At 47.8% G+C, this 26398-nt stretch carries 28 protein-coding genes; 22 read left to right on the top strand and 6 right to left on the bottom strand.

Annotated features, from left to right (window positions below; translation table 11 throughout):
* Window position 1 precedes the first annotated feature (1 nt).
* From MKY42_RS27780 to MKY42_RS27760, 5 genes are all read left to right on the top strand, one after another.
* Entirely contained in the window at window positions 2–1678 is a 1677-nt protein-coding gene (locus MKY42_RS27780) for a response regulator (protein ID WP_339846281.1), read from the top strand.
* An 86-nt stretch (window positions 1679–1764) separates the two neighbouring features.
* Entirely contained in the window at window positions 1765–2103 is a 339-nt protein-coding gene (locus tag MKY42_RS27775) for an STAS domain-containing protein (protein ID WP_053778980.1), read from the top strand.
* Window positions 2104–2121: 18 nt separating this feature from the next.
* Complete coding sequence (gene rsbW, locus MKY42_RS27770) at window positions 2122–2574, top strand: anti-sigma B factor RsbW (protein ID WP_090904720.1); 453 nt, start codon at window positions 2122–2124, stop codon at window positions 2572–2574.
* Window positions 2571–3344 (top strand): sigma-70 family RNA polymerase sigma factor, encoded by a 774-nt coding sequence (locus MKY42_RS27765; RefSeq protein ID WP_024631358.1) that lies wholly within the window; start codon window positions 2571–2573, stop codon window positions 3342–3344. The genes rsbW and MKY42_RS27765 overlap by 4 nt, the downstream gene beginning before the upstream one ends.
* Window positions 3345–3476: 132 nt before the next feature.
* Window positions 3477–4502 carry a magnesium transporter CorA family protein gene (locus MKY42_RS27760; protein ID WP_256222514.1) on the top strand — a complete coding sequence of 342 codons (1026 nt, stop codon included), beginning with the start codon at window positions 3477–3479 and terminating at the stop codon, window positions 4500–4502.
* 25 nt (window positions 4503–4527) lie between these two features.
* Here the strand turns inward: MKY42_RS27760 and MKY42_RS27755 are convergent, their stop codons facing one another.
* The 4 genes from MKY42_RS27755 to MKY42_RS27740 form a co-directional block, all read right to left on the bottom strand.
* Window positions 4528–4878 (bottom strand): DUF5665 domain-containing protein, encoded by a 351-nt coding sequence (locus MKY42_RS27755; protein ID WP_244193000.1) that lies wholly within the window; start codon window positions 4876–4878, stop codon window positions 4528–4530.
* 96 nt (window positions 4879–4974) lie between these two features.
* Entirely contained in the window at window positions 4975–5382 is a 408-nt protein-coding gene (locus MKY42_RS27750) for a YtxH domain-containing protein (RefSeq protein WP_090904722.1), read from the bottom strand.
* Between the two features lie 63 nt (window positions 5383–5445).
* Window positions 5446–5703 (bottom strand): GlsB/YeaQ/YmgE family stress response membrane protein, encoded by a 258-nt coding sequence (locus MKY42_RS27745; RefSeq protein WP_090904723.1) that lies wholly within the window; start codon window positions 5701–5703, stop codon window positions 5446–5448.
* Between the two features lie 133 nt (window positions 5704–5836).
* Window positions 5837–6532 carry a phosphatase PAP2 family protein gene (locus MKY42_RS27740; protein WP_179262997.1) on the bottom strand — a complete coding sequence of 232 codons (696 nt, stop codon included), beginning with the start codon at window positions 6530–6532 and terminating at the stop codon, window positions 5837–5839.
* Between the two features lie 179 nt (window positions 6533–6711).
* Here MKY42_RS27740 and MKY42_RS27735 point away from each other — a divergent pair, with 179 nt between their 5' ends.
* The gene (locus MKY42_RS27735; RefSeq protein WP_339846272.1) at window positions 6712–7731 is read left to right on the top strand and encodes an asparaginase; all 1020 of its coding nucleotides are present in this window, start codon (window positions 6712–6714) and stop codon (window positions 7729–7731) included.
* Between the two features lie 143 nt (window positions 7732–7874).
* The gene (locus MKY42_RS27730) at window positions 7875–8600 is read left to right on the top strand and encodes a pirin family protein (RefSeq protein ID WP_339846269.1); all 726 of its coding nucleotides are present in this window, start codon (window positions 7875–7877) and stop codon (window positions 8598–8600) included.
* A 124-nt stretch (window positions 8601–8724) separates the two neighbouring features.
* Here the strand turns inward: MKY42_RS27730 and MKY42_RS27725 are convergent, their stop codons facing one another.
* Window positions 8725–8949 carry a DUF1128 domain-containing protein gene (locus MKY42_RS27725; protein ID WP_090904727.1) on the bottom strand — a complete coding sequence of 75 codons (225 nt, stop codon included), beginning with the start codon at window positions 8947–8949 and terminating at the stop codon, window positions 8725–8727.
* Between the two features lie 158 nt (window positions 8950–9107).
* Between MKY42_RS27725 and yyaC the strand changes: the two genes are divergently transcribed.
* From yyaC to MKY42_RS27695, 6 genes are all read left to right on the top strand, one after another.
* Window positions 9108–9650: a spore protease YyaC gene (gene yyaC, locus MKY42_RS27720; protein ID WP_256222507.1), complete on the top strand. Its 543-nt coding sequence runs from the start codon at window positions 9108–9110 to the stop codon at window positions 9648–9650.
* A 76-nt stretch (window positions 9651–9726) separates the two neighbouring features.
* Window positions 9727–10518 (top strand): alpha/beta hydrolase, encoded by a 792-nt coding sequence (locus MKY42_RS27715; RefSeq protein WP_090904729.1) that lies wholly within the window; start codon window positions 9727–9729, stop codon window positions 10516–10518.
* 249 nt (window positions 10519–10767) lie between these two features.
* Window positions 10768–11457, top strand: coding sequence for a DUF6483 family protein (locus MKY42_RS27710; protein WP_090904730.1), 690 nt, complete (start codon window positions 10768–10770; stop codon window positions 11455–11457).
* Window positions 11458–11503: 46 nt separating this feature from the next.
* The gene (locus tag MKY42_RS27705) at window positions 11504–12826 is read left to right on the top strand and encodes an SAM-dependent methyltransferase (protein ID WP_339846265.1); all 1323 of its coding nucleotides are present in this window, start codon (window positions 11504–11506) and stop codon (window positions 12824–12826) included.
* A 758-nt stretch (window positions 12827–13584) separates the two neighbouring features.
* Window positions 13585–14877, top strand: a complete 1293-nt coding sequence (ltrA, locus tag MKY42_RS27700) for a group II intron reverse transcriptase/maturase (protein WP_339843657.1) — start codon at window positions 13585–13587, stop codon at window positions 14875–14877.
* Between the two features lie 151 nt (window positions 14878–15028).
* Entirely contained in the window at window positions 15029–17272 is a 2244-nt protein-coding gene (locus MKY42_RS27695; RefSeq protein ID WP_339846263.1) for an O-antigen ligase family protein, read from the top strand.
* Between the two features lie 194 nt (window positions 17273–17466).
* Here the strand turns inward: MKY42_RS27695 and MKY42_RS27690 are convergent, their stop codons facing one another.
* Complete coding sequence (locus MKY42_RS27690) at window positions 17467–17814, bottom strand: dehydrogenase (RefSeq protein WP_090904732.1); 348 nt, start codon at window positions 17812–17814, stop codon at window positions 17467–17469.
* Window positions 17815–17974: 160 nt separating this feature from the next.
* Here MKY42_RS27690 and MKY42_RS27685 point away from each other — a divergent pair, with 160 nt between their 5' ends.
* From MKY42_RS27685 to MKY42_RS27645, 9 genes are all read left to right on the top strand, one after another.
* Window positions 17975–18589: a DedA family protein gene (locus tag MKY42_RS27685; RefSeq protein ID WP_062329994.1), complete on the top strand. Its 615-nt coding sequence runs from the start codon at window positions 17975–17977 to the stop codon at window positions 18587–18589.
* A gap of 2 nt (window positions 18590–18591) precedes the next feature.
* A complete protein-coding gene (locus tag MKY42_RS27680) occupies window positions 18592–19161 on the top strand; it encodes a thioredoxin family protein (protein ID WP_179263007.1) in 570 nt (189 codons plus the stop codon).
* 6 nt (window positions 19162–19167) lie between these two features.
* Window positions 19168–19800, top strand: a complete 633-nt coding sequence (locus MKY42_RS27675; protein WP_090904734.1) for an MBL fold metallo-hydrolase — start codon at window positions 19168–19170, stop codon at window positions 19798–19800.
* 272 nt (window positions 19801–20072) lie between these two features.
* Complete coding sequence (locus tag MKY42_RS27670) at window positions 20073–20324, top strand: hypothetical protein (protein ID WP_143067095.1); 252 nt, start codon at window positions 20073–20075, stop codon at window positions 20322–20324.
* A gap of 98 nt (window positions 20325–20422) precedes the next feature.
* A complete protein-coding gene (gene sigY, locus MKY42_RS27665) occupies window positions 20423–20959 on the top strand; it encodes an RNA polymerase sigma factor SigY (protein WP_339846255.1) in 537 nt (178 codons plus the stop codon).
* A gap of 2 nt (window positions 20960–20961) precedes the next feature.
* Window positions 20962–21297 (top strand): YxlC family protein, encoded by a 336-nt coding sequence (locus tag MKY42_RS27660; RefSeq protein WP_339846252.1) that lies wholly within the window; start codon window positions 20962–20964, stop codon window positions 21295–21297.
* Window positions 21290–21523, top strand: coding sequence for a sigmaY antisigma factor component (locus tag MKY42_RS27655; protein ID WP_339846249.1), 234 nt, complete (start codon window positions 21290–21292; stop codon window positions 21521–21523). The genes MKY42_RS27660 and MKY42_RS27655 overlap by 8 nt, the downstream gene beginning before the upstream one ends.
* Window positions 21524–21652: 129 nt before the next feature.
* A complete protein-coding gene (locus MKY42_RS27650; RefSeq protein ID WP_339846247.1) occupies window positions 21653–22036 on the top strand; it encodes an ATPase in 384 nt (127 codons plus the stop codon).
* Window positions 22037–22200: 164 nt separating this feature from the next.
* Complete coding sequence (locus tag MKY42_RS27645) at window positions 22201–26325, top strand: S-layer homology domain-containing protein (protein WP_339846244.1); 4125 nt, start codon at window positions 22201–22203, stop codon at window positions 26323–26325.
* Window positions 26326–26398: the final 73 nt, after the last annotated feature.

Genomic DNA, 26398 nt, shown 5'->3' with positions numbered 1-26398 from the left:
CATGGGGCTCAATGAACCAATCCACATATTATTGGTAGATGACCGCCCCGAGAACCTGCTCGCTCTCGAAGCGGTTCTGGAATCGGAACAGTACAAGCTCGTCAAGGCAACCTCCGGGGAAGAGGCACTTCGCTGTTTGCTGAAAGACGAATTTGCGGTCATTGTGCTGGATGTGCAGATGCCTGGGATGGACGGAATTGAGACAGCAAAGTTAATTAAGGCGCGTGACAAGTCCAAGGACGTGCCGATTATTTTCATCTCTGCAAATAGCAGAGAGGCAGAGCATTTATTTGCAGGTTATTCCGCAGGGGCCATTGATTATATGGTCAAGCCATTTATCCCTCAGATTTTGAAATCCAAAATCGAGGGCTTTGTAGAAATGTTTATCACGAATAAACGTTTGAAAACACAGACGATGCTGCTGCATCAAAAGACGCAGGAACTGGAGAAAATGAATCAGCAGCTCATTCAGGCCAAAGAGGAAGCGGAAATCGCGGCAAACGCGAAGACCGAGTTCCTTGCCATGATGAGTCATGAGATTCGCACGCCGATGAATGGTGTTATCGGTATGGTTGATCTGTTGATGGAAACGGATCTGAAGGAAGATCAGAAGGAATACGCGGACATTGTTCGTCGCAGTGCCGATGCACTCGTTACGGTGATTAACGATATTCTTGATTTCACCAAGATGGAATCCGGCAAAATGGAGCTTGAAGAGCATCCGTTCGAACTTGTTTCCTGTATTCGTGAAGTGCTGAGACTGTTCACGGTAGAAGCTGGCAAAAAGAATATTGAGCTGGAATATTTCCTGGAAGATTCGGTACCCGAGCTGATCTATGGAGATATGGCTAGGCTGCGCCAGGTCTTGTTGAATCTGATTGCCAATGCGATCAAGTTCACGGACCATGGCGGCGTGTATCTGATCGTATCCGTTAATGAGGAAAAAGACGGGCGAATGACGCTGGAGTTTGCTGTAAAAGATACAGGAATAGGTATAGCACCAGATAAAGTAAACCGTCTGTTTCAGCCGTTTTCCCAACTGGATACATCCATGACGCGCAAGTATGGTGGAACCGGTCTGGGGCTCGCTATATGCAAAACGCTCGTCGAAATGATGGGTGGTCAGATATATCTGGATACATCGGAACTGCGTGGTGCAACGTTTGTATTTACCATTCAGGCGCAGCGGTATGTCGAGAAGGAGCTGACGAAAGGTATGGGGGAAGATCAGCTTACGGACATTAAAAAAAATGATGAAATGCATCCAAGCGTATTAATTGTCGATGATCACCCTATTAATCAGAAGCTGATGTCCATTATGCTGGGCAAGCTTGGACTCATCGCAGATATCGCTGAAGATGGCAAGAAAGCGCTGGAGATGGTTCTGGCGAACCGCAATTATGACTATATATTTATGGACTTACAAATGCCCGTGATGGATGGATTGGAGTGTACTCGCAGAATTCGTGAGAGCCTTCCTCAAGACCAGCAGCCGGTTATTGTAGCAATGACCGCCAATGTCATGGATGGTATTCAACAGCGCTGTTCCACTGTAGGTATGGACGATTACATCAGCAAACCTGTGAAAATGGGCAATGTGAAACAGAAGTTGTCCCGATTTCAGGAAGAAAGGCAATCGTTCAAATCCAATAGATCGGCCATAAATCAGGCTAATTGAAATATTTGCTAATTCGATTACTGTTTCATATGGGCTGTAGATGGGTTATTAGGTAAAGAAACCATTGATCAGGAGAGAGATGTCTAATGAATACAAATAAAAATGAAAAATTCAATGCAAGAACAGAAACACATGACGGCGTATGCACGGTGTATCTGACTGGCGAACTGGATTTGTCGGTTGCTCCTGAATTCCGTTTGGTAATGGAGCCCTTAGTGGACAACAAGGAACAAGATTTGATCATTAACATGCAAGATTTGAAGTACATTGATAGTACAGGAATTGGTATCCTGTTATCTGTTCTGAAAGCACGGCATGGAATGGAAGCTCGCTTTGAAGTACAGGAAGTTCCTGCGCAAATTCAGAAACTTTTTGATATGACGGGTATTGCCAAATTCTTTGTCTCACAGAAGAATTCCCAATAGGAAAGGATCGAAAAAGGAATGAATGCAGAAGTTCAAAGAGTCACCCTTAATTTACCGGCGACAGCTGATTACGTTGATATTGTAAGGCTCAATTTATATGGTGTTGCGTCCAAAATGGGATTTTCTTATGAGGACATTGAGGATATGAAGGTTGCTGTATCCGAGGCTTGTAACAACTCTGTACTGTATGCTTACTCACACGAAGGCGGCATGGTTGAGGTTGTGTTCGAAGTGGATAGTGACACGCTGGCTATCACCGTCAAAGATGAAGGAGCCAGCTTCGAGAACATTAACCCGGCGGTATCCCGTTCAGGCCTTCACGACAAAGAGCTGACAGATGCCCAAATCGGTGGACTTGGATTTTACCTGATGCAAGCTCTGATGGACGATGTCAGTGTGGAAAGTGAGACGGGCAAAGGTACGAAAGTAGTACTCGTAAAACGTCTTGCAAGAAGTGAGGAGAAAGTATGAATGAAAAAGTGACTCCCCCAGAGTCCATGTCTGAAGCTATAGGTTTGATCTGGGAATACCAGCAAACCCAGGATAACGAAATTGCAACAGTTCTTATCCGCAAATATGAACCGATGGTGAAGATGGCAGCAGGTAAAATTGCGCGGAATCGACCCGATCTGTATGAGGATTTGTATCAGACCGGGCAGATGGCTCTGATTCGTTTGCTGAAGCAATACGATATCAATCTCGGTATTCCGTTTGAACCTTATGCCATGAAGAGTATGATCGGTCATATGAAAAATTATTTGAGGGACAAGTCCTGGTATATTCAGGTGCCCCGCAGAATTAAGGAAAAGGGAGCACTTGTCCAGCATGCCATTGATGAATTGACAGTGAAGCTGGAGCGTTCACCAGGTGTGAACGAGATTGCTGAATACCTTGATTTAACCCCTGAGGAAACCATCGAAGTCTTGGCTGGTCGGGAATGTTACCACTATGTGTCACTGGATTCTCCGCTATCACAGGATGAGAGTGCAGCTACTTTGGGTGAACTGATCAGTTCTGATGTGAATGACTTCGATTCGGTTGAGAAGCGGATGGACTTGCAGCAGGCATTGGGACAGTTGAAGGAACAGGAACAAAAGGTGCTTATTTTGGCATTTCAGGATGGTCAGTCGCAGCGGGCAATTGCTCAGAAACTGGGAGTATCCCAAATGAGTGTATCCCGTATCCAGAAGCGAGCCACTGAGAAATTAAAACAGATTATGTCGAACGCTTCATTATTATGAGATGCAGATCAGTGATGATATTGAGCACGGCATAAAGAAGGACACGTGATTCCAATGGAATGCATACGTGTCCTTTTTTGGGATCAATGATTTCTTAAATGAACAGTATGAATGCAGGAGTGGATGTTTGTGATGGTGGATCAAGTCAAGCTGGAAGCGCGTCGGGACAAGGCTACCTACTCAGACCATTGGGAATGGTGGGATTGGGTGGCACCGGATCAGGAGAGCATGGCTGACGCCCTGGAGGAACTAACGAACGCATTTCCAGAGATGCAGTACTGGCTTCGCAAAATACCGGAGGTAGAGTCCAACTACCTGTCCGTCCGCTTCATGAACGGCACGGAGCCCGTGATATTCGGGTCATTATTATATGCAGTTAAGAATGAAAGAAACGATCAACGTAAAGATAATCAGATGTTTTTCTATGTGGATCAAGAAAGACTGGTTACCTTGAACGTAGATGACAATACCAGAGGCATTATGAACACAGGTGAACGTGCCGCCATGTTACAACAGTGCAGTGAAGCCCGGGACGGCATGTTTGTGCTCTTTCGTGCGATATTGCATTATTACCATGTGGGTATGGATCATTTTGAAATGAATCTGAGGGAATTGGAGCGGACGATGGAATCCCGCAATGCTCGCACGTTGATGGATCAGATACTTGCGGCCAGATTTGAGCTCCTGTATTGGAGCAACCTGTTCATTCCGTATTCTGAGCTGATGGCCGCCGCCAGGGAAGCCTACCTGGATGAATTGAAAGAGAATCGTTTTTTTCAGCAGCTTCAGCACCGGATCGAACGGATGGAGCGTTTATTCAAACATTATGAGACAGAGATTGATACACTAATCTCCATTGATAATGCCATTTCAGGAGTGCGGGGCAATGAGATTATGAAGACGCTGACCCTTGTGACCTCGGTATTCACGCCCGCAACGGCTGCAGGAGCCATATGGGGAATGAACTTCGAGAATTTACCTTGGATCGACAAAACATGGGGTGTGGTACTCGTCCTTGCACTCATAATCATTAGCATGATCGGCATGTATGTATGGATGATGATGAAGGGCTGGACAGGGGATTTGCTTAAAGTGAAGGCCTCTCAGCCGTCGGCCAAAGAAACAGAGAAGCGTGCCAATGGCAAACGAAGGCGATGACTTTGCAAGCCTCACCCTGTACCTTTTATTTTTTATAATCTTCAATGTATCCCAGTAAGTCAGCGATATATTGTCCCACAATCGGCATGTTCACGAATTGACTGAGAATAAAAGCGAGCAGACCAAGAACGACGAAGGTCCCTACCGTCAAACCCAAACCACGTGCCATACCAGCGGTAAAGTTGGTAATGATGCGTTTTTTGGGACTGCTGTAGTTTTCGATAATATCCTTGATTTGAGATTTTTCCAGACTGTCTGCAATCTGATCCAGCCGTGTGTTCAGACGTTTGACCTCATGACGCAATTCAAAAGGGTGTTCGCTGGTATCATACTGTTGTGCGGGTTTTGCTCCGGTAATAGGCGTATTGCCATTCATTGTGACTTTACTCATGTTCTTCCTCCTTTAATCTCGCAGTGGATAAAAAATAGCCAGCTGGAATACAGCTGGCTATTGGTTACTCGATCCAAAGCCTTACAGGCTGGTCGAGTTTATTTCTTTACGTACATCTTCCTTGGCTTCTACGGAAGCAGTTGCCACTTCTTCCGATGCTTTGGATGCTTCATTCGCCACATCAGCGGAAGCTTTTCTTACGGAGTCCATAACGTCATTACGTCCTTGGTTTACCGTTTTTGCAATATCAGAAGTTTTGGAAGAGACCGTTTTAGCCAGTTCGGAAGCTTTATCACCAACAACCGCTGCAACTTCTTTTGTGCGATCTGTTACGATCCCCACTTTCTCGGAAAGGTCACCACGCAATTCGCGTCCTGGTTTAGGGGCAAAGAGTAGTGCTGCAGCTGCTCCCAGCAAACCTCCGATGAAAATTCCTTTGGCGAAAGTGGAACCGCTTTGTACAGGATATTGTTCTTCTGCTTTATTCATGTCAAATCACTCCTTCTTTAATTTAAGAAACGGATACGAAACAACGAACACCTTGTTAACCGATCAGGCAGCCTGTCTGAATAGTCTGGACACAAGCCCTAGCAAAAAGACAAAGACTGCTGTACCAATGATGGCAGGAATTACGGCAAAGTTACCGATGACTGGTCCCCAGTTACCAAGCAAGAGTGCTCCCAGCCAGGCTCCGGCAAATCCGGCAACCATTGCACCGATAATTCCTCCAGGCATGTTATGACCGGCAAGTGCATCACCGATTACACCGATAATGATGGCCATCACAATGCTGATAATAATACCCCACATAACAACCGCCTCCTTGTGCTTGATGTAGGATGGTGTCTGTTCGCGTTTGCTTACTTCGTATATAAACGCTGTGCTTCAAGGTGAAACAATCAATGTAGGGAGAGATGTACTGGAAATTGTAGGATAATATAATTCAGACGGAACGTTGAATCCCTTTTATCATGCAGAAGATCCAAGTCAGTCCAGCAGCAAATCCGGCGAAAACATCGGTTGGAAAATGTACACCCAGCATGATACGGCTAAGGCCGACCAGGAATATAAATATGATTCCGCAAAGGACAGGCAGAGCAACGGCAGACTCACGTTGATGTCGTTCAATCGCCCAGATGACAAAGAGCATGCCATAAAACCCCATTGAGATCATCGCATGACCACTTGGAAAACTATATCCATGAACAACGAGCAGATGTTCCAGCTCAGGTCTGCTGCGCCTGAATATTTCCTTCAATAAGGTGTTGAGAATCCACATCATGGCAAAACTGCTGAGTAACGCATATCCATATATGAGGAAACGGGGACGGCGCTGCCACAAGAATAGAATGGAAAAACCGATGGCTGCGATGGCAGAAAGTCTGAAAGAACCGAGCGCAGTAATGAATGAGATGAAAGGCAGCAGATGAAGACGTGAATCCGAGTTCAGATAAAATAACTGCTGGATACGGTCATCCAATGAAAGGACAGCATCGGTACCCAGCAGTGCTCCCAGAGCCGCCAGCAAGAAGACGACCGAAACGCTGGCTATAATTCCGACACCAGCCCAACTGAACAGTGGACGTACCGAAGTTTTGCGAGCTAACCCGGAAGTGGGGTAATGCGTTTTGCGCAACATAAATGAATATCTCCTTCAGTGATGGTAGTGGGTAGATAAAGATCGATAAAGGATTACCCGAAATGTCTGTCGAAAAAACTGTAAAAACGTCGCTTTTGTACTATACTATTTAAGATATCCCATGCGGCGTCGTGACGCAAAGCAGAGATGAATTCGGGAGTATAAAGGAGAGAACTCGCATGGAGAGTGCCCTGTTAATTAAAGAATACCGTGCGGGCGTCATGGAATGCGCCCATTACGGACACATAAGCATTACGGATGAGAACGGAAATGTTGTATATTCAGCCGGAGACCCTCATTTTAGAGCGTTTACCCGTTCATCCGCCAAGCCTTTTCAGGCCATTCCGGGGATTCGTGCTGGTATTGCCGGGCATTATGGTCTGACAGCCCAGGAGATTGCGATTATGTCTTCCTCGCACCGATCTGAACCGATGCATATTCAGGTGCTGGAACAGATCGAAAGCAAAATAGGATTGGGTGAAGGGTGCTTGATTTGCGCACCGAGTTACCCCCTCAATGAAGAAAGCCGAAATCAATGGCTGCGATCTCAAGGAGAGAAGCGTCGTATCCTCCACAACTGCTCCGGTAAACATCTGGGCGTTCTCGCATACACTCAGATGAAACAGGCCGATTTGGGAAGTTATGCAGAGCCAGAACATCCGGTACAGCGCGAAATTCTGGAGACCATGGCCTATATGGCAGGGATTGAGCAGCAAGAGATTAAACTTGGGACGGATGGCTGCGGCTTTCCGGTATTTTCGTTGCCATTGTCGGCATTGTCGAACGCATATCTGAAGCTGGCTTGCCCGGATCTGATCGAGGACCCGTCTACACGCTCCGCGGTAGAGACCATCACTGGAGCCATGAACGAATATCCGTTAATGGTAGGAGGAACGAAGCGTGTGGATTCCGTGCTGCTAGAAGATAGCAACATTGTAGCTAAGGGGGGCTTTAAGGGTGTGTTTGGTTTTGCCCTGAAAAAGGAACGCCTCGGAATTACGTTCAAAGTGCTTGACGGTTCAGAAGAAGAATGGGCCAATATTGCCCAATCCATTCTGGAGCAGATTGGCTATAGCAATCGGAAAACCATTGAACGACTGGCAGAACTATATCCACCTGACATTCGGAACGACGCTGGTAAAATCGTGGGGCGGGCAGAGATTGAATTCAAGCTTCACTCACCTGAAGAAAGCGTATAACCATAAGCAAGGGGCGTGATTAGAATTCCCGGACCACGGGTAAAGATGACATACCAACTGGTATTGATCTATAGAATTCTAAATATACACGCAAGAACTGCTGCGATAATGCGGCAGCTCTAAACTCTTGGAGGTGGATGAACATGATTAAAGTAGTGACATCGGAAGAAAGGCACACGTCGGATCGAGGTTGGATACACAGTGAATTCAGCTTTTCCTTTGCGGACTATGATGATCCAAGCAATGCCCATTTTGGCTGTCTTCTGGCTCATAATGACAACACACTGATGCCGCAGGAAGGCTTTAAGCGACATCCACATCATGACTTGGAGATTGTTAGTTATGTCATATCAGGTACATTGAAACATACGGATAGCATGGGAACGGAGCAATTGTTGGAAGCGGGAACGGTTCAGGTCATGAGTGCGGGTACCGGGGTAGAGCATTCAGAGACTAACCCGTCCGAGGATGAACCGGTACGTTTCCTACAGATGTGGTTCCTGCCATCCCAGCGCATGCTGAAGCCCTCGTATACCAATCGTCGTGTAGAGGCTGAGGAGCATCTGAACCGTCTTTGCCCGATTGTATCGGGACAAGGGGGAGAAGGAACAGAGGGAGCATTGCCAATTTCACAGGATGTAACTTGCTATCTGTCCCACCTGGAATCCGGTAAAAAATTAATGTACCCTCAACATGAAGATCGGCGTACACATCTCTTCCTGATTAGTGGCCATATCGAGATTGTATGTTCAGACGGCAACTTCAATCTCAAGCCGGGTGATGCTGCACGAATCCGCAAAAGCTGTGATCTGCAAATTACAGGTACAGGCAGCGAGACAGCTGAATTTGTATTGGTGGATTTGCCTTGACGAAAAAAAATAGCTGCAAAAGGACCTGTTCTCCACTGTGATGTGGAGAACAGGTCCTTTTTGTACAGCTTGTGGTAGCTGCCTTCATAAAGGAGCCACTCAACGTTCCATGGGCGATGCAGCCCTAGGACTTGCGGAGATTACCCAGTTCGGAAGCGACGGCTTCCACTTCAGAGATACTCAGATGTTCCTTGCTTAGGACCATTTCATACAGGTCAAACAAATCTTCATACTTCTCAAGTGGGAAAGACGAAGCCTGCATGGCAGCTCCACTGGCCATCCGCAGTTTCGTTTTGATTGCTTCAATCATATATTCCATGTTGGCTGCGCTTGCTTGCGTTAAATCCATCGTTATGTCCATCCCTTCCGTATCGGAAACTGTTGTCATTGTATCATGATTGGACAGGCTCAGGCCAATGCTTTTGCAGCGAAATCAAGCATCGGGTAAAATGAGGAATATAACAATAGAGCCTCAGGTAGGAGTACATGTGTAAAGGAGGTAAGAGATTGGCAGTATATAAGCGGGAATTGGTTCGTCATCAAAGTAGGGAAGCCCGCCAAAATGTGCAGGGAGAAGACTTGGTATTATTTTTTAAGCACATCTATCAACTTCATTCACCTGATGAAATCACCTTTATCTGTATCGGTACAGACCGTTCCACCGGAGATGCACTGGGCCCACTGACAGGCAGTCTGCTGCAGGAGGCCGGAGTGAATCACGTTGTAGGGACTCTGGCTTCTCCTTGTGATGCGGATACGTTGGAGAGGAGGCTGGCGCTTATCCCGTCACATCATGCCATTATCGCCATAGATGCTTGTCTGGGTCCGAAACAGGCAACAGGTACATACTATCTTGCGGAACATCCACTTATTCCGGCAAAATCGGTTGGCGGCAAGCTGCCACCGGTTGGTCATTACAGCGTAGCTGCTGTAGTGAATGCAAATGGACCGAGACCTTATTCCATTCTACAGATGACGTCACTTCATTTCGTTATGGGCATGTCCCGAACGATTGCAGAGGCGGTCGCTGAAGCAGTGAAATACAGATAAACGTTTCATTAATGGTATGCAGGCTTAATAATATACAACTTGAATTAATTTAATTCGCGCAGAGAGAGGGATTTATATGGAAAAAGTGATGTGTGACGGAACGACGATTTGTTATGCCGAACAGGGTAAGGGAGAAGCACTCATTTTGCTCCACGGATACTGCGGCAGTTCATCCTACTGGGATGAAGTAGTGCCTGAGCTTGCACGCAGCTATCGTTGCATCGTACCCGATCTGCGTGGACATGGCAAAACGGACGCGCCTGTAGGTAGTTATACGATTGATCAGATGGGCAATGACGTATTGCAATTAATGGACGAGCTAAAGGTGGACAAGGCTGTCCTGCTCGGTCACTCCATGGGCGGATATATCGCACTTTCTATTGCACAGCGCCACCCAGAACGATTGAATGCCTTCGGCTTGATTCATTCCACAGCGTATCCGGATAGTGAGGAGGGTAAGGAAAAACGCCTTCGCGCAGTATCCACCATTCAGACGGAAGGCATTGTTCACTTTGTAGATGGACTGGTTCCCGGTTTGTTTGCACCAGAACATGTGGAATCGCTATCAGCGCAAGTGACACGTGTGAAGGAAATTGGTTATCAGACTGCTCCGCAAGGGGCAACTGGAGCTGCACTGGCTATGCGGGAACGTCCGGACCGGCGTGATGTATTGTCGGCGACACCACTTCCTGTCCTGCTGGTTGCCGGAGAGAAGGATGCTGTCATTCCGCCGGAACGTACATTTACAAGTGACAAGCCACATATTACACAAGCCGTGATTCCTGGGGCAGGACATATGAGCATGTACGAAGCACCGGAAGAATTAATTCAGGTCATTACATCATTTTTGACGGGATTATCGAAGTGAATTTAATTTTAAAAGAACATAAATAGAGTATCCGATGATTTCGCCTCCTTGGCGGAGCGCCGATACCTTGCTAAACCCCTGCAACGTTCGTTCCAGAACGGCAGGGGTTTTATTTGTTCAGGGACAGAGCATGGGAGAGCCATTAAACCATGTTTTGGCTTTTTGTCATGGCATGAATTAAAATGATGAGAATGGATCATGCAAGTCAAAGTGGAATGTACATGATCGAACGATGAGGGGGCACATAGCATGTTCAGGAAAGATTATCTGCTCCGCATGATGGAGGAAATGACAGAAGCGATCGGCAAAGTATTTACACTCAAACAACAGCGAAAACATACGGAGGCCCTGTCCGAACTGGACGAGCTGCTGCGCAGGCAGTTTGGACTGAATTTATCTCTGCTGAACTCACTGCCGGCTGAAGACGTCATTGAAATGTTCCGTTTTCGCGGCGTCATTGAAGTGGACAATCTGCAACACGCCGCCAGGCTGATCGAAGAAGAGGCGTACATTTATAATGAAAAGGCCAAAGTAGAGGGCATAGATGACCAGGAAAAAATGGAGTCAGAGGATGAAGCACTCATTCGTCTGATGAGATCACTTCATTTTTACCTGTACGCACTGAATCATGGGGCTAATCCGAAGCTGCTGGATGCACCAGGTCGTGTGGAGGGAATATTGGAGCAGACGAAACTATATGAACTTCCGGCACGAACGGAAAAGCAGCTTGCCTTGTATCGTGAACAGCAGGGGCGTTATGATCAGGCTGAGAATAGCTGGTACAGATTGCTTCAGGTAGATGACAACCATCCCATTCATTACCGGGGTGAGGTACAGGCTTTCTATGAAAGGTTAAGACAACTGGAAGATGAGCAATTGCAGCAAGGTGGTTTGCCTCGTGAGGAAGTGGAAGAGGGGCTTGCCGAGCTGAATCGATAAACCAATTGAATACGCCGTTAACTTGGAGAGGGAACGGAATTGTGGTATGGTAACGGTTGACCAAACCAAATCGAAAGTGAGATGTACCCCCGTGGATTCATTGCGAAAGCTTATACAAGACATCTTTGAACAGAATTCGCTGATTACAGCGACCTGGAGCCAGCTGCGCAGACGGGACAATGTCTCGTATACCAAAGTGCAAGTCAAGCCGGTAACGCTCAAGAATCAGCTTCATTATCAATTCGCATTTCATTATACCAACAAAGTGCTGCACGAGAATTTGACTCCGGCTGAAGCGGCAGAACGCATGACTTTGCTGTGCGAAGAGACGTTTCGTCAAGGATTGCTCTGTACGACAGACGCAGACTATCAAATTTTGATCAGCAAAAAATATAAAGTGTCCATCCTGACCAAGTCGGCTTCCAAGACGGCGGTGGACCTCTCGCATAATCGCAAAAAGCAATATGTGCTGGAAGATGGAGTTCCCGTTTCATTCCTGGTCGAGCTGGGGATTATGAGCGAGGAAGGCCGCGTTTTGGCTCGCAAGTACGACAAGTTCAGACAGATCAACCGTTTCCTCGAAATGGTGCAGGACGTTATCCCCCATTTGCCAGAGGGGCGCCCACTCACCATAGTTGATTTTGGCTGTGGAAAATCATATCTGACTTTTGCTTTGTACCACTATTTGTCCGTACAACAGCGCAGATCGCTCAACATTATTGGCCTCGACTTAAAAGCCGATGTGATTGAACACTGTAATGATCTGGCAAAGAAATTGCATTACGGTGACCTGAAGTTCCTCGTTGGAGACATCGCTGACTACGACGAGCTGAATGAAGTGGATATGGTCGTAACGCTGCATGCCTGTGATACAGCAACCGATGCTGCTTTGGAGAAAGCTGTTCGTTGGGGCGCTTCGGTCATTTTATCTGTACCATGCTGTCAGCACGAGCTGTTTGACCAGATTGAATCCAACGTGATGAATCCGTTATTGTCACACGGTATTCTGAAGGAACGCTTCTCCGCTTTGGCAACGGATGCCATTCGTGCCAAGCTGCTCGATCTGATGGGTTACAAAACGCAGCTGCTTGAATTTATCGACATGGAGCATACGCCGAAAAATATTTTAATCCGCGCCGTACGAGGCCAGGCTGGGCAGACGGCTGACATGTGGAACGAATATACCGCATTCCGTGATTTCATTCACGCAGATCCTTATTTGGAGCGGGCTTGTGCGGACTTGCTCCCAGGTGGCGGCAAGCTGAAAGAAGCTGCGGCGAACCTTGGGATAGATGCAAACCAAGAGAATTCAAAAGGGGAATCGATCAAAGATGCCACTCAAGGTGCTAGCCACTGTGATCATTGTTGAATGTTTACGAGATAATGAAGAGTGATGCATAATGTTTGATGGCAGATGGCAAAAAGGATAGATACATGATTTGGTGCTGATCGTTTGAGACGATGCAGTTCGTCTGCCATCGCCGTTGATGGGACATACTGGTAAGAGGGTCCCGTGAAAATATATATAATGTGCCAAAGGCATGAAATCAGGCAGAAGACCCTATTGGGGCTTCTGTCTTTTTTGGTTTGGCGTGCCCAGCTAAGCACGCATCTTCTAGCCGGTGAAAGTCCGGTCGCAGGAGGGGCCAAGCCCCTGCGTAGCTAGGATACTTGCGTATGGCGAAATCTGTGCGTAAAAGCGTATCGACGAAAGTACCTGTCAGAGACAGGGCGAGCAACAAGCCAGGCTGTAACATAAAGTGAATCCTGCCGCGTCGTTAAAAAGGCCTCGCAAGAGGGACAAGAGGAAGCCGAGTCTCGCGAATCTGGACGAAGGCCAAGGAAGCTGTGAAGAACTTGGAACGACAGCGAAGAATCCTCCGGCGTATAGGGAACAGCATGGAATGAAAGAGGATGCAGTGAACTGGGGAGACCCTCCCCCACACGGATTTTTTTTTTTCTTTTAGGAATTCGTAAAGAGACATTCAATAAGTCCAAAAGACGAAGTGAAACGTCTGTGGGAAGGGAGTCCGAGGGGCTCATAGTACCCAAGAACCCAAGGACAACATAACCTTGGGGAGGGAAGGAGCCCTGCTTTGTTTATGCTTTTGGAGGAGGTACGAGTGAGTGAATGCCAATCGGCTAACAACACCAAAGGAAAAAGTTCAACAACTCCAAGAAAAGCTAGGTCATGTGGCCAAGGAGAACGGCAAGCGTAAATTCCATGCCTTGTACGACAAAGTCTACCGATGGGATGTCTTGTGCGAAGCCTGGAGACGAGTGAAAGCGAACAAGGGAGCGGCAGGTGTAGATGCCATGACGCTGGCAGATGTGGAGGAACAAGGAGAAATGAACTTCCTCAAGGACTGCGAACGAGCGTTGAAAGAAGGCAACTACCATCCGCAGCCTGTACGGCGGCATTATATCCCCAAGAAAGATGGGAAGCCAAGACCGCTGGGCATACCCTCCGTGCGCGACCGAGTCATACAGATGGCAACGAAACTGGTGATTGAACCCATCTTTGAAGCGGATTTTGAGGATGTATCTTTTGGATTTCGCCCGAAACGAAGTGCGAAAGGAGCGCTGGAACGAATTCGGAAAGCCTGCAACCGCAAAGGGAATTGGGTAGTCGACGTCGATATCCAAGGTTACTTCGATAACATGAATCAAGAGAAGCTGATGAAATTGGTGCAGATGCGCATCAACGACAGGCGGATCCTGAAATTAATACGGAAGTGGCTTCAGGCGGGAGTGATGGAAGAAGGAAACGTACGGCGCTCTGATTTAGGAACGCCGCAAGGTGGTGTGATCTCACCGCTTCTGGCGAATATCTATCTGAACTATTTTGACCGACTATGGGAGAAACACGGAAGAGGTCTGGGAGAACTGACAAGGTATGCAGACGACTTTGTGGTGGTCTGCAAAACCAAAAAGGACGCGGAGCATGCATATGAACTTATACGCAGAATCATGGAACGTCTGGAGTTAACCCTGCACCCGACCAAAACCCGCATTGTAGGCTTATGGACAGGAGACGAAGGATTCGACTTTTTAGGGATGCACCACCGAAAAACGAAAGCAGAAACGTCGCAAGGGAAGGTATACTACACCACGCAGCAATGGCTAACCCAACAGGCAGAAGAACGTATTCGTGGAGTGATTAAAGAGCGATTATCCCCACCGAGTATGCGATCCAGATCGTTTGCGGAGCATGTGAAATGGCTCAATCCGAAGATTCAAGGGTGGAGAAATTATTACTACACAAGCTACAGCCAAAAGAGACTCGCTAAGCTGGATTGGTATATGTTGCAACGGTTAACCCGGTGGTACGCGAAGAAGAGGCAACGCAGAAAATGGATGGGTTCAGTATCAGAGGTTAAATATATCGCCAGCCAATATGGACTAAAAACGCTGTTGTAATTTGCATGCGCATGAATGACGAACATCGGAAAGCCGTATGAGGGAAAACCTCACGTACGGTTTGATGAGGAGGGGCTGGGTTTTGCCCAGCCTTTTACTCTAGAAATTAATTAAGAAGAATACGGAGACGAGAGAGAGAGGAGGGAGAAGCATGAAGGGGGCGAGATCAGATAAGAAGGATAAGTGGAGTAAGTTAGATAATACAAATAGGCTGGACAAGGTGGACAAAGCAAATCAAGGGATAGTGTTCTCCGGATTATCAGGTTCGGTATTAACGGCAGTTCTTGGTTTAATTTCAGTGGCTTTACTGTTGGCAGGATGTCTATGTAGGGGATTGTTTTATGCTACGGACGTATATCCCATTGTATGGATGGCATCAGGAAGTGTGCTTATTTGGTTTGTTTTGTTCATTATGTGCTTCAATGCACCGAAGGCTAGAGGACAGCTAGGGATCGCTCAGTGGTTGGAATACCTCAAACGACTATATGCTGCCATTATGCAGCATGCTCATTTCCGCTGGATGTTTTGGCCCCTGGCTATGGCCGTCTGGTTCGGCCTGCATGTATGGATAGGCTCTGTCAGCGTACAGGGAAGCATGGATGAGATGCTGCGCTGGAGCCTTCTGACGATATTTGCGTTGCTAACCGTTACGTTGGCCGCACGCGCGAACGGAGCGCGATGGTTTGCCTGTGGCTGGCAATTGGCAGGCGGCTTGCTTGTGCTAAGCGGCGTGCTTGCCGCGTGCGGTGTGCTGCCGCTGCCTTACGGGGTCATGCGAACCGCTGACCCCGAGATCAGTTCCGCCGGAGCCCGGCTCGGCGGATTGCTGCAGTACCCCAATGCGTACGGTGCCGTTGTTGGCATGTACGCATTGGAGCGGCTGGCCGCCGCCGCGCGCGCCATAGCCCGGCCGTTGTCGGCCGGACGGCTCATCGCGGCAGTGCTGCCGCTCATGCCCGCGCAAGCCGCGCTCCTGCTGAGCGAGTCGCGCGGCGCTTGGCTGGCGACCGGCTGCGCCGCGGTCGCCGCCTTCGCTTTGCAGCGGCGCGGTGCCCGCCTGCCGCTGCTGCTGGCCACGGCCGCGCCCCTGGCGTGCGCGGCCTGGCTCTACCGCCAGCTGGCTGCGGCCCAGCTGGCGCCTGCACCCGTGCCCGGCCTGCTGGCACTGGCCGGGACATGGGCAGCTGCGCTGCTCGGCACGCTGCTGCTGTGCCGTTTGTGGCACAGCGGCGCTCGTACGCGCACCGCTGCCCTTACGGCCACAGTGCTGGCGGGGATCACCGCCAGCACTGTGGCCGTGGCCTCCACCGCCGACCGCATGGCGGCTGGTGTCGGCACAGGGCTGTCCCGCCTTCAGATGTGGCGGGACGCCCTGAAGCTCTGGACCGAGGCCGCATGGCTGGGCCACGGGGGAGAGACATGGCGCAACATGTTTCGCGCCATCCAATCCTCGCCTTATGTCGGAGGCGAGGTCCACAACGGCTTCCTCGATCTGGCTCTCGATACAGGCGTGATCGGATTGCTGCTCATCGCCGGATGGTTCTTTTCCACGCTGCGGACGATGTGGAGGCATGCACCTCAGCTGCTGCCTTCGGTTATTGTTTTTGGCCTCCATGGCGCTATGGACTTTGACTGGAGCTTCACCTTCCTATGGATGATGTTCATTTGGCTTGGAGGTTGGGCTCTCTCGTCTCCGACTTTACAGGAATCCGCGGCTGACCCAAAACGCCCTCGCTTTTTCCTCCCAATAAGCCCGTGGCCTCAACGGATATTGACCGGACTGTTCGTCATGTTTTGGCTTGGCGGCACAGTCTGGCTTGCTGGACAACAAGTGGCAGCAGAACAACAATATCGTTTAGCCCTGTCAAAAAATACAGAAGGTGCTGAACGAAAGATGCTGCTTACTGCGGCGTACAAGTTTAACCCCTACAGGCCGGATATCGCCATCTCCCTGTCCCGCACGCTTCCAGCGGAAAAGGCTGAATCCATATTGGTGCAGAGCCTGTCCTTTTCCCCTGCTTCACCCCAACTCTACGGAGAGCTGGGGCGGTTGGCCGCTCAATCGGGTAGGGGGGAATCGGCTGGGAACTATTTTGAACATGGCCTGGCCCTGAATCGCTTTGACGCGTCCAGCCAGTCCCAAGCCTTGTACTGGATGGAACAGGCATCACGGAGGGAACTGGCGTCAGGGTATGCTGAACGAGGAAGACAGACCGCTGCTGCTGGAGTAAGGATGTACGAACGCTATAGACAATTGGCTCAAGAAGTGGCAGCAGGGGAGGAGAGAAATGATCGGCGTTTTGGGCTTGGAGAAGAAGCATTACGTTATGGGAATCATTTGCGGCTCCTTGCTTTTGGTCCACTTGCTTCAGAAGTGACCAGAAAAAGTCCCTGAATATCTGACCTCATTCAACGCGGATGGTGAACGAGATTTATGAAATCGAATGATTCAACATTTAACGGCATGAATGATATCGCGTGGGTTCAACGAAAGTATTGGTTTACGACGCAGTTCGGGTTTATTCAAAATCGACCAATATGCATATGCTGCACCATAAGTTGTTCGTCTACCTGTCCAGTACTCCCAACCTACAGGCGATATCCGCCAAACGCATTCTTAAAGGCAGCTTGCAGCGGTTCTACCTCCACACCCCATAGAGTCGCAATCTCAGCGCTGACATCCGCGTTCCACCATTCGCATAATTTTTTGCGATTATCCCGATTTTCTCCGATCCAGAGCAGATTGGCGATGACCTTCCCATAATATAATTCCTCCGCCTGCTTCATCAGCTCGGGAGAGATATATACCTTTAGCTTTTTGGCTGTTCGATACAGCTCCTTGCTGCATGCTCTTCGGATCCCTCGGGCAGAAGGCAGCTTCTGGCCTGGGGTGTTATGTTTGACCGGGGGAGTACCGGGTGCTGATTTAAATGACATTTTCTCACGCTCCTCTCCCGATACCATATGCAAACGGCTGCCTGCGGGACACTATACCAGACGGGTGAAGTAGCAACAGCTAGAGGCCTGTGATAAAATAGGGACGAACATCCATGGTGCGGAAGGGCACTGCCAATCAGGATGAAGAAAGAGGGTCGAGATGGACGTTATTCATAACATTGTCAATCAATTATTCGATTGGATTCAGAGTCTTGGATACTTTGGAATTATGCTTGGACTAATGCTTGAAGTTATTCCGAGTGAAATTGTACTGGCATATGGAGGTTTTCTCGTTTCACAAGGCCATATTAATTTTTTCGGTGCATTGATTTTTGGTACCGTGGGCGGTGTCATAGCCCAGCTATTTATTTACTGGATTGGCCGTTATGGCGGAAGACCTGTACTTGAACGCTACGGAAAATACATACTGATCCAGAAAAAGCACATCGACCATTCCGAAGAGTGGTTCCGCAAGTATGGGACAGGGGTCATTTTCACGGCGCGTTTTGTTCCGGTCGTAAGGCATGCCATATCGATTCCTGCCGGCATATCCAAAATGCATACGGGTCGATTTATTTTGCTGACAACCCTCGCTGTTATACCTTGGTCTGCATTGTTTATATATTTAGGGATGATACTTGGAGATCAATGGCAACATATCAACGAGAAAGCGGCACCTTATATTATGCCGATTCTGCTCGTTGCTCTCGCACTTATGATTATTTATGTACTTATTAAATGGATGAATGCTCGTAAAAAGAAGGGAAGTGTCTAGATATGGGGAAACCAAACTTGTCTCACAAATTCGGTAAAGGTCTGCCACCGAAAGATTTCATTGAGAGCATGACGAAGAACCAAAGTGAGTTTCAGGCAAACTACGACAACTTTGCGTGGCCAAGTGAGGATGATCGTGAATTTTTCGAAAGCCTGAATCACCGCGATGATTTGCGTGTGTTAATTTTGGCTGCTGACTGGTGTGGCGACGTGGTACGCAATGTTCCGGTCGTGTTCCAGGCGCTGGAAATCTCCGGCATTCCGACAGAAGTTCTTATTTTGGAAAATCATCCTGAAGTGATGGATGAGTTCCTTACGATGGGCGGACGCTCTGTCCCAGTCGTTATTTTTGCAGATACAGGCGGACATGTACTGGGCCAATGGGGACCTCGTCCGCAACATGTGCAGGAAGTTATGGTTGAATTCAAACGTAACAACCCGGACCGTGAAGCAGCAGATTATCAGGATAATTTGGCTGTTGCACGTCAAGAGATTGGGAAACGTTATGGGGAAGGAACCGAGTCCAATGCAGCTATTATTCGTGAGTTGCGTGAACTGATTTCGGGTTACTGAGCCGATATGCTTAACATTCGTACGTTTTCATTAGGACCGCTCCAGACCAATGCGTATCTGTTGCAGGGGGATGATCCAGGTAAAGCCGTAATCATTGACCCTGGAATGAATCCGGGCCCATTACTCAAAGCCATTCAGGACCTGGAGATCGAAGCGATCCTGCTCACTCACGCGCATTTTGATCATATGGGCGGTGTGGATGAAATTCGCAAATTGAAAGGCTGTCCTGTTTATTTGCATGACTTGGAGAGTGATTGGCTCACAACGCCAAAATTAAATGGTTCTTTGAACTGGCCGCAGGCTACCCCGCCGCTTTCAACAGATCCAGCTGAATATGCCATGGACGAAGGACAGACTTTGAACTTTATTGGTCATACGTTCAAAGTGTATCATACACCAGGACACTCCCCAGGCAGTGTAAGTCTGTTATGTGGTGACGATCTGTTTGCTGGTGATGTTCTGTTCCGTATGGGTGTGGGCAGAACCGATCTGACCGGAGGCCGTGAACGGGATCTGATCGATTCAATCCAGAACAAGTTATACACCTTCTCCGATGAGGTCAAAGTGTATCCAGGTCATGGTCCCAAAACGACAATTGGTTATGAGAAGAAAAACAATCCTTACGTCTCTGCAAGATGATCCGACAATTTATGTGAAGAAAGTCTGGACAAGTGACAACTTTTTCATTAGAATAGCAATTAGTTGTTACAAGCGTTAAAGCACCATCTAACTGAAGCAATAAAAAGAAACACCCTAACTTGCGAAGCACGCAGACTGTGGTCTATACCCGGTTTGCGTTCTTTTTTTGTTTTCGGCCTCTTTTTTATCAAAGTTACATCCCGTTTAGTCCTACATACAGATCGTTGACAAGTATCTACAGAAGATCGTCTAATGAGAGCGAGGAATTAGAAGTGGAGAAAAAGCGAGTGATTCAGTTGGGACAACGTGCCGAGAACCTGATCATTGAAGAAAACCGACGAGCAATGGAAAGTGGCAGAATAGAAGCAGTTACCCAGCGTCCTCAACTACATAAACACATGAATAATGAGATGAATCCAATCAAGGATCAACAGCAGAATATATGGAGAAGGCGTTTATTAAGCAACGGAGCCCGCAACCAACCGTGGTTCGACAAACTGCAAGATTACCGAAATGAAGTCTGATTGCCCGGGAAATTGTCGGCTTCAGCTTTTTTTTGGATTGAATTGAACGTTTCTGCAGAGCCTGTCGTAATAACATAAGACTGAGCGGAGAGCAGGTGATGATTCAGATGGAGGCAGCCGAACTGGAAGAGGTACAGAGAGCGATACAGGGGGATGACAGTGCACTGGCAGAACTGCTGCAGCGTCACTACTCCTTTGTGTATAAGTATCTTGTCAAAGTAACGATGGACCCCAACGTTGCTGAGGAGACGGTGCAGGATACGATGATTCGATGTATGGAAAATATTCATAGGTACGATGGCTCGTCTGCCTTTTCGTCATGGATGATTACGATTGCCACCCGTATATATATCGACAAGACTAGGCGCAGGCGAAGAGAACAGATCTGGTTGGAAGCCATTCGTAATCAGGCTGTACGCAAATTGCGATGGCAATTTGAGAGCCGCAATGAAGAATGGACAGATGTCATGGATGCCATGACAAGGTTAACCCCGGAACATCGTATTACCGTCCTGCTGAAGCATTATTATGGTTATAGCTATGATGAAATTGGTGAAATGCTGGGTATTCCATCCGGAACGGCGAAGTCTCGAACGGCCTATGGTCTTCGTCAATTGAGAAAGGAGCTGGGATGAGCATGAGCAGATCTGAAGAACAGGATGAACAAGAGATTCTGATGCGGATGCAACAGCAGATGAAAGTGCTCGATGATGCGTATGAGCCTGTAAATATACCTTCATTAGCCTCCATTGAAGCCCAAGTCAAGGAACGAAGACAAATGAGACGACGAGCCAATCGGATCGAAATGATCTTGTTCTGGATTGTGGGACTGTTCATTATCGCTTTTGGTGCCTTGCTATTCCATTCGGCTCCAGCTCTATATTTGGGTATCCAGGCGATTAGCTTGTGCGCAGCGATTGCCGTGGTAATAATCTGGTCAGGGCGACGCCGGAAGGAGACTCGTCATGAATGATCTGCATTATTCTTTAAATGAAATTCCTCTCATATGGCTTATTCTGATTGCTATTTTTTTGCTGTTACAGGGAACATGGATCTTTAAGGATGCACGCAGGCGTGGCCGTTTCCCCTGGTTATGGGGATTGTGGGGCATCACGGGATTTCCCACACCATTAATCGTATATTGGTTCATTGTGGTGCGAGTAGACCGCAAGCCCCCTAAGCAAACATCGGGTAAATGATAGAATTTACGGAATGAAAAAAAGATTTTGCACAAATGTTTTGTTTAATTCTAGTAATCGTAGACATCGCTATTCTTTTCTAGTAGACTATACAAATAATAAAAAGATAGACTACCAGGAGGTTAGACGATGCTGCGATTAGGAGAGAAGGTTGTCATCGTCGCGGATGCGTTTGAGCAGAATCTTCCTGTGGGGGAATATGGTTTCATCATCGCTTATGACCGGAATCCGGACAATGCGTTCGATTACGTGCTTCGAGTGCCGCAGGTGAATCGGAACTTTTTTGTTCCATCCGGCGACGTCGATCTAGAAGAGGTTCTGCTGAAGCAGGAAGCTGAGCGGGTCGAGCGAGAAGCGTTGATAGATTACGCCCTTGCGACACACAATGAGAAACTGTTTCATCATCTGATGAACGGAGATTTTCAAGCTGTGGAAGAGGAAGAGGAAACCGCGAACGATGTTATATCACAGGCGGATTTTATAAAGCAGGTTAACCTGCGTGCATGGATTTAGAGTTTTAAGAGTCGGCTGATGCCGGCTCTTTTTTGATTTTTCGGAATCCTATTTCAGCAGACCAAGTCATTATGTTCAGAATCGGTTCAGAGACAATTGATAAAATACCTTGCGATGTAGAAGGGATTGCACCCTTCAAATTATACATAACAAGGAAGGTAGATATGAAGATGAGAAGGAGCTTTCGCAACGGAAAAAAATTCGTGATGATGTTGTTGGCCTGTCTGGTGATTCTGGGAGGCAACCCGATCTTTCAGATATGGGATATAAACCGCTCTTACGCCTCTGGTGGCGAAGAGTGGACACTATTGGGGGAAGCCGGTTTCTCGGCTGGAGAAGCTTCTGCTCCCAAGCTGGCTGTGGATCAATTAGGAACAACATATGTTGCTTATTCAGATAGGGGTGCTAATTCTAAAGTAACGGTGATGAAGTATAGTGAGTCCGGTGATTGGCAACTGGTAGGTGATAGAGGCCTATCGGTTGGATCAGCAAGCGGAATCACACTCGTGCTGGATCAAGCAGGCACTCCATATATTGGATATCAGGATAGCGGCGTTAGTGGTAAGGCTACGGTCATGAAATATAGTGAATCAGACGGTTGGGAATTAGTAGGAGAGGCAGGCTTTACTCCAGACAGGGCAAACTACCCTTCGCTCGCGCTGGATCAGGCGGGTAATCCTTATATTGCTTTTAAGGATGGAGCCAGTGGGAAAGCAAACGTAATGAGATACATCGAGCCAACGGGCTGGGAGCTGGTGGGCAGTGCTGACTTCTCCGAAGGAGAAGCAATCTCTTCCTTTTCATTGGTTCTCGATCAGGCGGATACACCTTATGTGGCTTTTCAGGATGAAGCCTACAAAGCCACCGTCATGATGTACAGTTCCAACGAATGGAAGGTGGTAGGCCAAGCAGGCTTTTCAGGAGGGTACGCAACCTCCCCATTGCTTGTGATGAATCCATCAGGTCAACCCTATATTGTGTTTCAAGATGATACGAATAAAATGACGGTCATGACATATCGTGATGAGATATCAAGTTGGGAGAGGGTAGGTCAAGCTGGTTTCTCCCCAGGTTCTGCAAATTCTCCTTCGCTGGTTATGGATCAGACGGGTACACCTTATGTGGCTTTCAAGGATAGCGCAAATGGAAGCAAAGCAACCGTAATGAGATACAGCGAGCAAAATGGCTGGGAGTTTGTCGGTCAAGCCGGTTTCTCTGCTGGGGTGGTGTCTACACCTTCACTCGCATTGGACCAAAAAGGTACGCCGTATGTTGTTTATCAAGATGCATTCAATAGTTCAAAGGCGACGGTGATGAGATTTGGAGCGAAAGCTTCGTACACAGTCTCCTATGATGGTAATGGAGCTCAGTTGGGTAATGCACCAGTGGATAATCAACAATACAATGATCAAGCGGGAGCAATCATTTTAGGTAATACAGGCAATTTAGAAAAATTAGGTTATACATTCGCTGGCTGGAATACAGAAGCAGATGGAAGCGGAACGAGCTATAACGCAGGTGAGACGTTAATCATGAGTGCTGCTCATGTAACGTTGTATGCGAAGTGGACGCCATCCACGTCCAATGAGGATGAAACAGGAAAGTGGGAAGTTATTGGCGATGCAGGTTTCTCAGAGGGAATGACTTTTGACCAGGATCTTGCCCTTGATGCCCATGGCACGCCGTATGTCGTATATCAAGATGTATCCAATGGCTTTAAAGCAACAGTCATGAAATATAGCGAAGTGAGTGGATGGTCGGCAGTCGGACAACCAGGTTTTACTGAGAGTTATGCAACAAAAAACAAAATAGCAATAGACCAGAATGGAACAATATACGTTGCTTTTAGTGATGTAAATCATGTTGGCAGTGCAACCGTCATGAAGTATACGGAGCAGGATGGCTGGGATTTTGTAGGTTCCCCAGGTTTCTCTCCAGCTAATTTATCGAGTCTTGATTTGCAACTCGATGCAAACGGTGTGCCGTATGTTGCCTTAAATAGCAGTTATCGCCTCACGGTTATGAAATATAATGACCAGTCTGGAGAGTGGACGTCCATCGGCAATACCGAAAATATTCTGGGAGGCGCGGGAGGAAGTATATTGGCTATAGGGCCAGACGGTATCCCTTACGTTGCATTAAGCGATAATAGTGGAGGATTCAGATTGTCTGTTATCAGATTTAACGAAGCGGATGATTCTTGGTCCTTCGTTGGCAATCGTGCCTTTTCACAAGAAAACGTAGCTGAGTTTGCGCTTGCAGTAGATCAGAACGAAACAGTATATATTGCTTATACCACTGGATTCAACGGACAAAAGGCAACAGTTATGAAATATACTGGCTCCGGAACGTGGATAACGGTTGGGAATGCTGAGTTCTCTGACGGTGCAGCAAATTTCGTTTCGATGGTGCTTGATCAGGATGGAAGCCCGTATGTGGCATACATGGATTCAGCAAATATGAACAAAGCAACAGTTATGAAATATACCGAGGCGGATGGCTGGAATGCAATCGGTGGGACTGGTTTCTCAGAGGGAATTGCACAGAACACTACGTTGGAGATTGACGCAGCAGGGAACCTTTACGTTTCTTTCAAAGATGGAAGTAACGGTAACAAAGCTACGGTCATGTCCTATGAACAACCGAAGAGATATCAGATCACTTACAACAGTAACGGAGCTGCATCAGGAGATGTGCCCTCAGACAACCAGGCGTACATGCAACAAACGCTGGCTACAATTTTGGGTAACACAGGCAACCTGGTGAGGACTGGATATGATTTTGCAGGCTGGAACACGGCAGCGGACGGCAGCGGAGTAAACTATAGTGTGGGCGATACGCTCCTTATAGGCACCTCTAATGTGACATTGTTCGCGAAGTGGCTTGTGTCGAATAACGGTGGAACAAACCCTCCAGATGGTTCCGACAATTCCAGTGGTGGAAATAGCGGTAACGGTTCAAATCCTGGTGGTGGCAGTACTTCTGTGCCTGCAAGCGGAGCGGCAGGTACAGCGTCTTCGGGAGGAGGGGCGGTTAATTCCGGTGTTTCGATCTTGGTGAACGGGAAATCAGAAAAGGCCGGAACTCTAAGAACGGCTAATGTGAACGGACAGAATGTCCTGACTCTGACAGTTGACGAGCAGGCTGTCATGCAAAAGTTGGATGCAGAAGGCATGAACGCTGTAGTTACACTCCCCGTAAACAGTAGTCACAAAGATCGGGTAATCGGTGAGCTGACAGGGCGATTGGTGAAGTTCATGGCAGACAAGGAAGCCGTACTTGTGTTGCAAACGGAAGCCGCTACCTATTCCTTGCCTTCCCGACTGGTGGAAATCAATACGCTGGCACAACAACTTGGTGCTGAAGATCACCTCAAGGATATAGTCCTCCATTTGGAGATCGCACCTGCTTCTGCTGAAACGATATATGCGGCGGAAACAGTTGCTCATCAAAATGGTTTTGCCTTGATTGGTCCGATTTTTGATTTCAACATAACGGCCACATATGAAGGCAGATCTGTAAGTGTGGACCGGTTTAACAATTATGTCGAACGAGCAATTACTTTATCCGGTGAGGTTGATCCTTCCAAGGTAACGACTGGAGTTGTGGTTGAGAAGGACGGCGGAGTGCGCCATGTTCCGACCAAAATCACGCAAGTCAATGGAGTGTATCATGCGCAAATCAACAGTTTGACGAATAGTGTGTATTGTCTCGTTTGGAATCCGCGGACATTTGCCGATGTTGCAGCACACTGGGCACAAACGGAAGTAAATGATATGGGGTCAAGAATGGTTATCCGTGGAATATCGGATACGATCTTTAATCCGGATGAAAGCATTACCCGCTCTGAATTTGCAGCTGTACTCGTGCAGGCATTGGGACTTCAAACTAATGAAGGAAACATCCGATTCAGCGATATAAGTTCGAGTGATTGGTATGCAGGCGAAGTAAGTGCCGCTTCCCACCTGGGTTTGATCGACGGTTATAAAGATGGCACATTCCGGCCAACACAGAAGATTACCCGTGAAGAAGCGATGATGATCATTAATCGGACGATGAAGCTTACCGGCTTGGATCGTAAGCTGGATATCGACACCGGCCAAGATCTCTCCCGCTATATAGATATGGATATGGTCTCGTATTGGGCAAAAGAAGCTGTCGACTTCAGTCTTCAATCAGGGCTTGTATCTGGTCGGAGTAACGCGACCATTGCTCCAAAATCCATGATCACTCGGGCAGAGACTGCGGCGCTTATTCGTCGGTTATTGCAGCATTCGGGCTTGATCTAAAGAATAACTAGTAATGTATACAGCAAAAAAGGCAGAGCGAATTCGCACTGCCTTTTTGCCAATTTAGACTAGG

The organism is Paenibacillus sp. FSL W7-1088 (assembly GCF_037969855.1).
Taxonomy (GTDB): domain Bacteria; phylum Bacillota; class Bacilli; order Paenibacillales; family Paenibacillaceae; genus Paenibacillus.
The sequence above is the reverse complement of the archived record's forward strand: the minus strand, read 5'-3'. Positions and strand labels throughout refer to the sequence as shown.